7 protein-coding genes are annotated in these 12,704 nt (G+C 59.9%); 3 read left to right on the top strand and 4 right to left on the bottom strand.

Annotation, left to right across the window (positions count from 1 at the left end):
* Positions 1–20: 20 nt before the first annotated feature.
* Positions 21–5,591 carry an immunoglobulin-like domain-containing protein gene (locus tag J2S45_RS01860; protein WP_307634365.1) on the bottom strand — a complete coding sequence of 1,857 codons (5,571 nt, stop codon included), beginning with the start codon at positions 5,589–5,591 and terminating at the stop codon, positions 21–23.
* Between the two features lie 214 nt (positions 5,592–5,805).
* On the opposite strand from J2S45_RS01860, the gene J2S45_RS11080 reads away from it, so the two are divergent.
* A complete protein-coding gene (locus tag J2S45_RS11080) occupies positions 5,806–6,876 on the top strand; it encodes an isochorismatase family protein (RefSeq protein WP_407702451.1) in 1,071 nt (356 codons plus the stop codon).
* Positions 6,877–6,889: 13 nt separating this feature from the next.
* On the opposite strand, the gene rsmI is transcribed toward J2S45_RS11080, so the two are convergent.
* Both rsmI and J2S45_RS01845 read right to left on the bottom strand, forming a co-directional pair.
* The gene (gene rsmI / locus J2S45_RS01850) at positions 6,890–7,714 is read right to left on the bottom strand and encodes a 16S rRNA (cytidine(1402)-2'-O)-methyltransferase (RefSeq protein WP_307634364.1); all 825 of its coding nucleotides are present in this window, start codon (positions 7,712–7,714) and stop codon (positions 6,890–6,892) included.
* 419 nt (positions 7,715–8,133) lie between these two features.
* Positions 8,134–8,499, bottom strand: coding sequence for a metallopeptidase family protein (locus J2S45_RS01845; RefSeq protein ID WP_307634363.1), 366 nt, complete (start codon positions 8,497–8,499; stop codon positions 8,134–8,136).
* A 110-nt stretch (positions 8,500–8,609) separates the two neighbouring features.
* On the opposite strand from J2S45_RS01845, the gene J2S45_RS01840 reads away from it, so the two are divergent.
* The gene (locus J2S45_RS01840; RefSeq protein WP_307635424.1) at positions 8,610–10,307 is read left to right on the top strand and encodes a dolichyl-phosphate-mannose--protein mannosyltransferase; all 1,698 of its coding nucleotides are present in this window, start codon (positions 8,610–8,612) and stop codon (positions 10,305–10,307) included.
* 148 nt (positions 10,308–10,455) lie between these two features.
* Positions 10,456–11,718: an O-acetylhomoserine aminocarboxypropyltransferase/cysteine synthase family protein gene (locus tag J2S45_RS01835; protein ID WP_307634362.1), complete on the top strand. Its 1,263-nt coding sequence runs from the start codon at positions 10,456–10,458 to the stop codon at positions 11,716–11,718.
* Positions 11,719–11,757: 39 nt separating this feature from the next.
* On the opposite strand, the gene J2S45_RS01830 is transcribed toward J2S45_RS01835, so the two are convergent.
* The gene (locus J2S45_RS01830; protein WP_307634361.1) at positions 11,758–12,684 is read right to left on the bottom strand and encodes a site-specific integrase; all 927 of its coding nucleotides are present in this window, start codon (positions 12,682–12,684) and stop codon (positions 11,758–11,760) included.
* Between the last annotated feature and the right edge of the window lie 20 nt (positions 12,685–12,704).

Here is a 12,704-nt window from a genome sequence, read left to right as displayed (position 1 = left end):
ACAGTGCTAGCAATCAGCGATTACTTCACACGACGCCGCGTCGCCACGAGCGCCGCACCCATCAGGAGCATCGCACCCGCGAAGGTCGCAAGGTTACGCGAGTCGGCGCCCGTCCACGCAAGCTTGCCAGCGGAGGCGGACGGTTGGGTCGACGGGTGGGGCGTCGCCTGCGGCGCCGGGTTGACGCTCTGGTTGCCCGTCGGCTCACCCGGGGCGGGAGCCTCCTTTGCCAGGACCGTCACCACCGCCGACTTAGTCGCCTTCGCACCAGCCGAATCAACAACCTCAAACGTCACCGTATACTTACCCGGCTTGGACACATCCAACCCACCATCATCAACCAGCTTCACCTGATCAGTAAGCACACCATCTTCAACATCCTCAGCCTTGACCACCAACGACTTCACATCAAAATCATCACCAGCAGCAACCGAGGCATCCTTCACCTCCAAAGACGGCACCTCATTCAAAGCCACCATCTTCATATTCACCGTCACCACCGCCGACTTAGTCGCCTTCGCACCAGCCGAATCAACAACCTCAAACGTCACCGTATACTTACCCGGCTTGGACACATCCAACCCACCATCATCAACCAGCTTCACCTGATCAGTAAGCACACCATCTTCAACATCCTCAGCCTTGACCACCAACGACTTCACATCAAAATCATCACCAGCAGCAACCGAGGCATCCTTCACCTCCAAAGACGGCACCTCATTCAAAGCCACCATCTTCATATTCACCGTCACCACCGCCGACTTAGTCGCCTTCGCACCAGCCGAATCAACAACCTCAAACGTCACCGTATACTTACCCGGCTTGGACACATCCAACCCACCATCATCAACCAGCTTCACCTGATCAGTAAGCACACCATCTTCAACATCCTCAGCCTTGACCACCAACGACTTCACATCAAAATCATCACCAGCAGCAACCGAGGCATCCTTCACCTCCAAAGACGGCACCTCATTCAAAGCCACCATCTTCATATTCACCGTCACCACCGCCGACTTAGTCGCCTTCGCACCAGCCGAATCAACAACCTCAAACGTCACCGTATACTTACCCGGCTTGGACACATCCAACCCACCATCATCAACCAGCTTCACCTGATCAGTAAGCACACCATCTTCAACATCCTCAGCCTTGACCACCAACGACTTCACATCAAAATCATCACCAGCAGCAACCGAGGCATCCTTCACCTCCAAAGACGGCACCTCATTCAAAGCCACCATCTTCATATTCACCGTCACCACCGCCGACTTAGTCGCCTTCGCACCAGCCGAATCAACAACCTCAAACGTCACCGTATACTTACCCGGCTTGGACACATCCAACCCACCATCATCAACCAGCTTCACCTGATCAGTAAGCACACCATCTTCAACATCCTCAGCCTTGACCACCAACGACTTCACATCAAAATCATCACCAGCAGCAACCGAGGCATCCTTCACCTCCAAAGACGGCACCTCATTCAAAGCCACCATCTTCATATTCACCGTCACCACCGCCGACTTAGTCGCCTTCGCACCAGCCGAATCAACAACCTCAAACGTCACCGTATACTTACCCGGCTTGGACACATCCAACCCACCATCATCAACCAGCTTCACCTGATCAGTAAGCACACCATCTTCAACATCCTCAGCCTTGACCACCAACGACTTCACATCAAAATCATCACCAGCAGCAACCGAGGCATCCTTCACCTCCAAAGACGGCACCTCATTCAAAGCCACCATCTTCATATTCACCGTCACCACCGCCGACTTAGTCGCCTTCGCACCAGCCGAATCAACAACCTCAAACGTCACCGTATACTTACCCGGCTTGGACACATCCAACCCACCATCATCAACCAGCTTCACCTGATCAGTAAGCACACCATCTTCAACATCCTCAGCCTTGACCACCAACGACTTCACATCAAAATCATCACCAGCAGCAACCGAGGCATCCTTCACCTCCAAAGACGGCACCTCATTCAAAGCCACCATCTTCATATTCACCGTCACCACCGCCGACTTAGTCGCCTTCGCACCAGCCGAATCAACAACCTCAAACGTCACCGTATACTTACCCGGCTTGGACACATCCAACCCACCATCATCAACCAGCTTCACCTGATCAGTAAGCACACCATCTTCAACATCCTCAGCCTTGACCACCAACGACTTCACATCAAAATCATCACCAGCAGCAACCGAGGCATCCTTCACCTCCAAAGACGGCACCTCATTCAAAGCCACCATCTTCATATTCACCGTCACCACCGCCGACTTAGTCGCCTTCGCACCAGCCGAATCAACAACCTCAAACGTCACCGTATACTTACCCGGCTTGGACACATCCAACCCACCATCATCAACCAGCTTCACCTGATCAGTAAGCACACCATCTTCAACATCCTCAGCCTTGACCACCAACGACTTCACATCAAAATCATCACCAGCAGCAACCGAGGCATCCTTCACCTCCAAAGACGGCACCTCATTCAAAGCCACCATCTTCATATTCACCGTCACCACCGCCGACTTAGTCGCCTTCGCACCAGCCGAATCAACAACCTCAAACGTCACCGTATACTTACCCGGCTTGGACACATCCAACCCACCATCATCAACCAGCTTCACCTGATCAGTAAGCACACCATCTTCAACATCCTCAGCCTTGACCACCAACGACTTCACATCAAAATCATCACCAGCAGCAACCGAGGCATCCTTCACCTCCAAAGACGGCACCTCATTCAAAGCCACCATCTTCATATTCACCGTCACCACCGCCGACTTAGTCGCCTTCGCACCAGCCGAATCAACAACCTCAAACGTCACCGTATACTTACCCGGCTTGGACACATCCAACCCACCATCATCAACCAGCTTCACCTGATCAGTAAGCACACCATCTTCAACATCCTCAGCCTTGACCACCAACGACTTCACATCAAAATCATCACCAGCAGCAACCGAGGCATCCTTCACCTCCAAAGACGGCACCTCATTCAAAGCCACCATCTTCATATTCACCGTCACCACCGCCGACTTAGTCGCCTTCGCACCAGCCGAATCAACAACCTCAAACGTCACCGTATACTTACCCGGCTTGGACACATCCAACCCACCATCATCAACCAGCTTCACCTGATCAGTAAGCACACCATCTTCAACATCCTCAGCCTTGACCACCAACGACTTCACATCAAAATCATCACCAGCAGCAACCGAGGCATCCTTCACCTCCAAAGACGGCACCTCATTCAAAGCCACCATCTTCATATTCACCGTCACCACCGCCGACTTAGTCGCCTTCGCACCAGCCGAATCAACAACCTCAAACGTCACCGTATACTTACCCGGCTTGGACACATCCAACCCACCATCATCAACCAGCTTCACCTGATCAGTAAGCACACCATCTTCAACATCCTCAGCCTTGACCACCAACGACTTCACATCAAAATCATCACCAGCAGCAACCGAGGCATCCTTCACCTCCAAAGACGGCACCTCATTCAAAGCCACCATCTTCATATTCACCGTCACCACCGCCGACTTAGTCGCCTTCGCACCAGCCGAATCAACAACCTCAAACGTCACCGTATACTTACCCGGCTTGGACACATCCAACCCACCATCATCAACCAGCTTCACCTGATCAGTAAGCACACCATCTTCAACATCCTCAGCCTTGACCACCAACGACTTCACATCAAAATCATCACCAGCAGCAACCGAGGCATCCTTCACCTCCAAAGACGGCACCTCATTCAAAGCCACCATCTTCATATTCACCGTCACCACCGCCGACTTAGTCGCCTTCGCACCAGCCGAATCAACAACCTCAAACGTCACCGTATACTTACCCGGCTTGGACACATCCAACCCACCATCATCAACCAGCTTCACCTGATCAGTAAGCACACCATCTTCAACATCCTCAGCCTTGACCACCAACGACTTCACATCAAAATCATCACCAGCAGCAACCGAGGCATCCTTCACCTGCAAATCGGGGTGCTGATCCCACTTCGCGGTGAAGGACATATTGCCATCGACCTTCGGCTTGTCCGTCGACTTGTAGGTCTTGCCCTCCGTGTTGTCGTCCGCCCATCCGATGAAGGTGTAGCCATCCCGGGTCGGGGTGGGGAATTCCACCGCCTGGCCATCGAACTGGGTGCGGTTGATCTGATCCGTGCTGCCATCGACAGCCCCGCCGTCGAGATTGAAGACCACGTGCCTTTCAACATCCCAAAACGCGTGAATGGCTACGTTATAGTTCGGCATTGCCCTTGACGATTCCGCCAGGAGGGACGCACCGGCGGAATCCCAGGCCCACCCGCGGAACACAAATTCATCGCCGAGATCGGAAGGCTTCGTGGGCGTCGGAAGATTCAGATCTGCGGTGGGCATGCCATAGGGCACGGTCAGCGTGTTCTCCGCGGAGTAGTCGCTGTCGGCCTTCGGAACGCGGGGATCCGCGTCCAGGAAGAGGCTAAACTTTTGCCGCTTGTATTCGAGGCGCAGGTAGCCGTTCGTGGCGCGCTTTGTTCCGTAAAGCGTGTCAATGAAGGTAAGCGGGGTGGCATCGCCGCGCGCGGCATTGATCTTATCCAGCGCCGCTTGGCTCTTCACCACTTGTTGCCTCTTCGTGGTGGCGACCCTCTCGAAGCCCTGGAGCTGAGGAACCGGGAACGAATATCCAATATAGGTTGTATCAGACTTCCAGTACGAGAGGGCCTCATCAACGGGGAACTCGCGCGGCTGGAGCCCGTCTTCAAAACCCTCCAAAGCGAAATCCACGAAGACCGGGTGAGTATTACGGCTATCGGTAATACCCATCGCGATGGTGCGATCGGTGTAGCTCACGCCGGGTCGGGAGATCGAGGCTTTTATCTGCCCCGCATACTGGACAAATTCACTGTATGTGAGCCGGTACGGGGGGGTATCCACGTAATTCCACTTACTCTGTGCGTTCATCACCTCCCAGCCGGTCAATCCGTAGCCCCGCTTCCCTTGAACTGGCACCTCCATGATGTCCTTATCGAATGGCCAAGCGTCGCCGAACGCCTGGCCGAAGCGCAAGCGCAAGGTGTAGGGGTTCGCCTTCGCGTCGTAAGTGGTGCCATTCTTCGAGATGACCGGATCGAACGTATTATCTTTCGAATGATTGTCTTTCTCGAACACCACCTCGTAGACCTCACGGTCAAAGAACACGTTGTAGACGTTCTTCTTGGTGGCATTCAACGGGCGGACACCGGCGTCGTCGTGAGTATTCTGCGCTTTCGTGTATTCCGCGTTCAGATGGTAGAGCTTGGCGAACAACTCGGGATTCGACGAGGTGGCCAGTTCAATATCCGGGAACTGGACGCCGCTCGGATCGACTGTCAGGAGGTCAGGTACATGCCCCTCGGCACCCGTGAAGTTCTTCAAGCCGATGTATTCGTACTTATCGCCGATGGAGCCGACGTTAGCCTCATCGTAGTCGGCGCGCTCCGACCAGAATTGGACAGTGTATGGAATATCCTGAGGGGCTGCCTCATTGAGTGTAGCGTGAGCACCGCCAGGCAAAACAATCAACAGAAAACTAAACAAGGCCGCGAAAAGCAAACGTGCCCTAGACGTGTTGCGCATGGTGGCTACCCCCAGTTGCAGGCAAAATAGAATACATACGGCATTCTACCCGTCTCGACCCACGAAAGCCGAACTGTCCGCGGATTCTGCAACGCTCGCAGCCGAAGCCGCACCCGTCCCTACGCCCTATCGATACCCCTGCCACCCGCAAACGGCTAGAATGAAGAACCACGAGCTCACGGGAGGAAACATGTCCGATCATCGCGCACTCATCATCGTCGACGTCCAGCCGACCTTCTGCGAAGGCGGGGCGCTGGGCGTGGAGGGCGGCAACGCGTGCGCCGAGCGCATCGCCGACTTCGTCACCGACAACGCCGACGAATACGACCTCATCGTCACCACTCAGGACTGGCACGTGGACCCGGGCACCCACTTCTCCGATCACCCCGACTTCGTGGACACCTGGCCACCGCACGGGGTGGCCGGCACGCCCGAGGCCGAGTTGCACGACGCCGTCGCCTCCCTCCCCTTCGACGATTCAGTCAAGAAAGGCGAATACAAGGCCGCCTACTCCGGTTTCGAGGGCGTCAACAAGTCCGGAGACTCGCTCGAGACAATCCTGCGCAACGCGGAGGTCGACGCGATCGACGTCGTCGGTATCGCCGAATCGCACTGCGTGAAGGAAACCGCGCTCGACGCGCTACGCGCCGGCTGGCCCGTGCGCGTGTTCTCCGACCTGACCGTCCCCGTCAGCGAGGACCTCGGCGAGGCGGCCCGAGCAGAGATGGACGAGGCCGGCGTCGAGCAGCTACCCTCCTCCGAAGCCTTCGGCTTCTACGAGGAAGGCGAGGACGCCCCGATCCCGGGCGACTCCGAGGGCAGCAGCGTGGAGGCATGGAACGAGGACGACTGGGACGATGACGAGACCGTGTGGTCACGCGAGGGTTGGAACGACCTGGAGACCAATGACCTCGACGGCGACGGCGTAGCCGACGACCTCGAAAACGACGAGTGGGGAGCCGCCGACTACCGCGACGACGAACCCCGCCGCGGCGCCGCCCTCGACCGGGACGACTTCGTCCGCGACGAGTACGACGAGGACTCCGACGCCGAACTCACCTCCGACGGTGAAGACGAGGAGCTCGACACGCTGGCCAACCAGGTAGAACTCGGGGAGGACCTCTCCGACTACGACCTGTCCGACTTCGACCTCGACGTCGAGGACGTAGACTTTTCCGGCGACGCCGACGACGCCGACTTCGACTTCTCGGACATCGACTTCAAGCCGTAACCGGCACGCGGCGCTACTTCTTCGCGGCGAGGGCGAGCTTGGCCAGCTCGTTCTTGGACAACCCCTCCCGGTTAGCCACGTGTGCTGCGGCATCCTTGAGGCGGAGCCCGGCCTCGTGCAGAGCGAGAACCTCGGCGACGTGGGCGTCAGCCGCAACTACGCCGCCGTCGGCGCGCGCACCCTCAACCACGATCGTGATCTCGCCGCGCGCCCCCTCGGCCCACACGGCGAGCTGTGCGAGGGTGGCCCGCTTGACCTCTTCATACGTCTTGGTCAGTTCGCGGCAGACCGCGGCGCGGCGACCCGGGCCGAACGCGTCACCCATCGCAGCGAGCGTCGCTGCGAGCCGACGCGGAGACTCGAAGAAGATCATCGTGCGCGCCTCAGCGGCAAGAGACTCAAAGTAGCGGCGCTGCTCGCCCTCCCTGCGCGGCGGAAAGCCCTCGAAGGTGAAGCGGTCGGAGGCAAGCCCCGACAGGGCGAGCGCGGTCAGAACCGCGGAAGGTCCCGGCACCACCGTGACAGGCACGCCCTCGTCGGCGGCGAGGGAGACAAGCCGGTAGCCAGGGTCGGAAACCGAGGGCATGCCGGCATCGCTGACCACCACGACGCGGCGGCCCTCCCGCGAGGCCTCTATCAGCTGCCGGGCGGCCTCCACCTCATTATGCTCGTGGAAGGCCACGACCTTCGCCCGCAGATTCAGGCCGAGGCGGCCGGCGAGGTTGAGGAGGCGGCGAGTGTCCTCGGCGGCAATGAGGTCGGCCCCCTCAAGCTCGCGGCGGAGGCGGGGCGAGGCGTCGTCGTCGTTGCCGAGGGGTGTTGCAGCTAGCACGATCATGGCTCCACCCTATATCGATCGCGACCCACGCCGTATCGTGATCGCGGCCTACGCCGCGCGGGTGTGAGACCGGGCAAATTTTTTTCATTTCCTTACACGAGCGGGCTAGAATTGCAAGCGGCCGAAAGGTCCGGGAGCCGAAGATTTCGGCTCCAGCTCAACAACTAAATAGGGAGAGATACCATGGCAATCTCATGGAACATCTTTGCAAGCAACAAGGGCAAGCGCTCGAACGCGTACATCACCGAAGCGCGCGCACTTGAGCAGTCGGTTCGGATCGAGATCCTCGGCCGCTAAGCAAAGAACACTAGGCCGGGCAAGCCCGGATGAAAGAGGCGGACAAAGAGGTCCGCATTTTTTATGCCCTTTTACGCCCGGCGAGCCCGTGCGCCGGGCCAGCCTTCACGCCCAGCCGGCCTTTACGCCCAGCCGGTCTCCCACAGCAGGTCCTCGTCGATGCCGAAGTGGTGAGCCACCTCGTGAAAAACGGTGATCAACACCTCCTCGGCCACCTCTTCTTCCGTCTCACACATGCGCAACGTGGGACCGCGGAAAATCCAGATTCGGTTCGGTTCGGCATAGCCGAAGAAGTCCCCATCCGTCAGCGCAATCCCCTCGTACAACCCGAGGAGATCCTCGCCCTCCGCCTCTTTGAGCTGTTCCTCGTTCGGCTCGTCGGCCACAAGGAACGCGAGATTCTCCAACTGCCGGGCAAACTCCTCCGGGATCTCGTCCAGGGCGTCGGCCACGAGCTCTTCAAATCGCTCTTCGGACATCTCAAGCATGGCCCCATCCTTCCAGAATCTCGCCCGCCCCGAAAGTGAGCGCGCCCGCGCGTGCCACGGCGTCGTTCGAAGCCCGCCGTGCCTTTGCGTAGACTTGCCCCGTGGACGCCATGAACCCAAATCTTCGCCGCGAGAACGAGCTCCGGGGCCTGCTCGGCCTGCTGCCCAAAGGGGCGAGCCTGCCCGCGCAGCTCAGGATCCAGGGCTGGATTGTCACGGCCCTGGCCGCGCTCATCGCCGCGCTGACTCGCCTGCCGCGTCTGAACAACCCGCGCGCGATGGTCTTCGACGAAACCTACTACGTCAAGGGCGCCTACTCCCTGCTGAACTTCGGGTACGAGCGCAACTGGGAGGGCGAGAACCAGAACGACCTCTTCGTTCGCGGCGACCTTTCCGCAATGGAGACCGCCCCCGACCGCTGGGTTCACCCGCCCTTCGGCAAGTGGCTCATGGGCCTGGGGATGCGCATCTTCGGCGACGACGCCGGCTTCGGCTGGCGCGCCACCACCGCCATCCTCGGCGTCATCGCCGTGGCGCTCCTCGTCCGCGTGGCGCTACGACTGTTCCGCTCGGTCCCGCTCGCCGCGATCGCGGGCCTGGCGATGGCGCTCGATGGCATGGGAATCACCCTCTCCCGCACGGGCCTGCTCGACAACATGGTCGCCTTCTTCGTGCTCGCCGGCTTCTGGGCCGTCCTTCGCGACCGCGAGTACGCCCGCGAGCGCCTCGCCGCGCGCGCCGCCGCCATCCCGGCCACACCCGCCACGTCTAACGGCGAGGCCACCCACCGCCTCGCCATCCCCGCCTGGGGCCCGCGGGTCGCCTTCAGGCCCTGGCTCATCCTAGCGGGCATCTTCCTGGGCCTCGCCTGCGGGGTGAAATGGTCGGGGGCGTATGCGCTGGCGGTCTTCGGCCTGCTGGTCTTCTTCTGGGGTGTGTCCGCCCGGCGCGCGATCGGCGCCCGCCTGTGGTTCGGCGCCGGCCTGTGGCGCGAGGGAGTCCCGGCGTTCTTCCAGCTCGTCCCCACCGCGATCCTCACCTACATCATTTCATGGTTCCCGTGGTTCACCTTCCCCCTCGGCTGGGATCGCCAATGGGCCGCCGACCACACCGCCGAGCTGCCGCTCCCCTGGGCGCCCGACGTCGTGAACTCCTTCATCCACTGGCATCAGGCCACGATGGAGTTCCACCGCGGCCTGTCCTCCCCGCACACGTATCAGAGCCTGCCGTGGGCGTGGATCATCCAGTACCGTCCAGTGTCCTTCTTCTGGCGCTCCGGCGAGGACGTCCCCACCGGTTCCTGCCCCGGCGGCGACTGCGTCATGGCCATCACCTCGGTGGGTAACCCGTTCGTGTGGTGGATCGGCCTGCTCGGACTGCTCGTGGTGGTGTGGGCGGCGATTCGACGCGACTGGCGCGCGTGGGCGATCCTATCCGGGTACCTGGCCATGTATGCGCCGTGGTTCCTCTACCTCGACCGCACCATCTATCAGTTCTATGCCGTGGCCTTCTTGCCGTTCGTCGCGCTCGCGCTCGCATACGGGCTGGGCTGGGCCGCCCGCATTCTGCCGCCGCCACGCCTCATCAAAGCCAACGACGACGCCGTCGCCCCGGCCGAGTACGGACCTTGCGAAATGCTGCCCTCGGTCATCAGCCCGCTCCCCCGGGAGCGTTCCTCCTGGGCGACGATCGGCGTCGTCGTGGGGCTGATCGTAGTGGCCGCGCTGTTCTGGATGCCAATCTGGTGGGGGACCCCGGTACCGCGCTGGTTTTGGAAGCTCCACATGTGGCTGCCCAGCTGGGTATGAGCCTGCCGCCGTCGTATTGTCGCCGCAAATCGGCGCCGGCACAACCCCCGTCCACATGGTGCACGGGAAAGAACAAAACCCGACCCGGGACTAAGGTGGGGCATCAAGGGCGCCGTGGCGACGGCGTCGTGGACCAGAGGAGAGCTCCATGCAGGACGACACCAAGTACATTCACGCAGGCTATCAGCCCGGCGACGGCGAACCCCGCCAGCTACCGATCGTGCAGTCGACCACCTACACCTTCGACTCGGCCGACTCGATCGCGGGAGTCTTTGACGAGCCCACCCACGCGCTGATCTATTCACGCTTCGCAAACCCCACCGTCATGGCAGTCGAGGCGAAGGTTGCCGCACTGGAAGGAGGGGTGGCCGCGATGGCGACGACGTCCGGTCAGGCTGCCACCCTCATGGCCATCCTCAACCTGTGCTCTGCTGGCGATTCGTTCGTCTCCTCCGTTGAGATCTACGGCGGGACGACCAACCTTTTCTCCGTCACGCTCAAGCGATTCGGCATCGAGGTTATCTACGTGGACCCGAGCGCGCCCGAAGAGGAGATCGCGGCGGCGTTCAAACCCAACACGAAGCTGCTCTTCGGGGAGACGATCGCGAACCCACTGCTTTCCGTGCTCGACATCGAGAAGTTCGCCCGCGTCGCCCACGCAGCCGGGGTACCCCTGATCGTCGATTCAACGTTCGCCACCCCCGCACTGTGCAAGCCGATCAAGTGGGGCGCCGACGTCGTCATCCACTCCACCTCCAAGTACATGGATGGGCACGCCGTGCAGGTGGGCGGCATGATCGTCGACGCCGGCACGTTCGACTACACGAACGGGAACTTCCCCGACTTCACGGCGCCGGACGAGTCCTACCACGGCGTGATCTACACGAAGGATTACGCGGCCTCGCCCTATATCGTCAAGGCCCGCACGCAACTCCAGCGCGATTTCGGCGCCTACCCGGCGGCGCACTCCGCTTTCCTGCTCAACCTGTCGCTGGAGACGCTGGGCGTGCGGATGGCCCGGCACAGCGAGAATGCGCTGGCGGTGGCACGGTTCTTGGAGGGGCGTGAGGAAGTCGGGGAGGTGCGCTACCCCGGCCTGGAATCCTCCGCCTTCCATGAGCTGGCCGATAAGTACCTGCATGGCGGGTATTCGGGGGTGATCTGCGTTGACCTGGGCGACCGCGAGCGCGGCACCCGCTTCATGGACGCGCTCACGCTGGTGGCCCGCGAGGTCCACGTGGCGGACTCGCGCAGCTGCGTGTTGCACCCCGCCTCGACGACGCATCGCCAGCTCACCGACGACGAACTCACCGCCGCCGGGATCACCCCCGGGCTGGTGCGGATCTCGATCGGGCTCGAGCACGTGGACGACATCGTCGCGGACATCGCCCAGGCACTCGACCGGCTTTAGGGGTGGGCGCCGGCGGACCTTCATCAGCGTGAGCGAGACTTATGCCAGTGATGCCAGTGAACGCATCACTATGTCAATGTCTTGGTTTTCCAGTTCCTTGATGATGTGGAGGTAAGTCTCCTGCGTCGTCGTCATGCTCGCATGTCCAAGACGCCGCGACACGCTCGCGATCGACACTCCCGCGAACAGGAGCAGAGACGCATGCGTGTGCCGCAGGCCGTGGATTGTGATCACGGGGACACCTACCGCCTCACAGTGCCGAGCCAGCGCAGCGTTGGCCGTGGAGTTGTAGACAGAGCCCTTCACAAAGATCGGCTCGTCAGTAGGAAGGTGCTTGACCAGCTCCGAGACCTGCATGACCAGGTGCCAGTCGAGCTGAACCTTCCTGACCGAGGATTCGTTTTTCGTGGGGACAAATCCTCCCTTGCGCTTGTAGTCCCACGTCTTGTTTACGGTGAGATTCTGGTGCGAAAAATCGAAATCGTTCGGCGTGAGTCCGAGGGCTTCGCTGAAACGAAGGCCCGTCTTAGCGATAAGCAGGATGAGCCAGTCCCAGCTCGGATCTGGGCCGAGCTCGAGGTTGGCGAGAACGGAGTGAAGCTCGAACTGGTTGAGGTACTTGACCTTTTTCTGGCGTGGTGTCCTACCTTTGATGATTACCTTCCTTGTAGGATCACGAGGAATGAATCCCTCGTCGACGGCGTCGAGGATCGCTCCCTTCAACTGGTGGTGGAAGTCCATTGTCGTCTGGCGCTCGTGGTGCTCCGCATAGGCATTGATGAGCTGCTGGTATTTGATGCGGTTGAGGTCTTTAAGCAGGAGGTCGGGCGCAAGCTTCTTCAGCCACGTCTGGGACAAACGGTATTTGTCCATCGTGACCTCCCGGATCGCGCCTTCCTTATAGATCTTGACCCAATCGGCGTAGTAGGTAGCAAACGGTGCGTCTGCACCATTGGTAATTTGCATGTTATTTCCCTCTTCCTTCA

The sequence above is a fragment of the Trueperella abortisuis genome (genome assembly GCF_030811095.1).
Lineage (GTDB): Bacteria > Actinomycetota > Actinomycetes > Actinomycetales > Actinomycetaceae > Trueperella > Trueperella abortisuis.
This window is presented reverse-complemented; position numbering and strand designations above follow the sequence as displayed.

Coding starts and splice junctions, on each gene's coding strand:
- J2S45_RS11080 (WP_407702451.1), top strand. CDS start 5,806: ATGAAGAACCACGAGCTCACGGGAGGAAACATGTCCGATCATCGCGCA.
- rsmI (WP_307634364.1), bottom strand. CDS start 7,714: ATGATCGTGCTAGCTGCAACACCCCTCGGCAACGACGACGACGCCTCG.
- J2S45_RS01845 (WP_307634363.1), bottom strand. CDS start 8,499: ATGCTTGAGATGTCCGAAGAGCGATTTGAAGAGCTCGTGGCCGACGCC.
- J2S45_RS01840 (WP_307635424.1), top strand. CDS start 8,610: ATGAACCCAAATCTTCGCCGCGAGAACGAGCTCCGGGGCCTGCTCGGC.
- J2S45_RS01835 (WP_307634362.1), top strand. CDS start 10,456: ATGCAGGACGACACCAAGTACATTCACGCAGGCTATCAGCCCGGCGAC.
- J2S45_RS01830 (WP_307634361.1), bottom strand. CDS start 12,684: ATGCAAATTACCAATGGTGCAGACGCACCGTTTGCTACCTACTACGCC.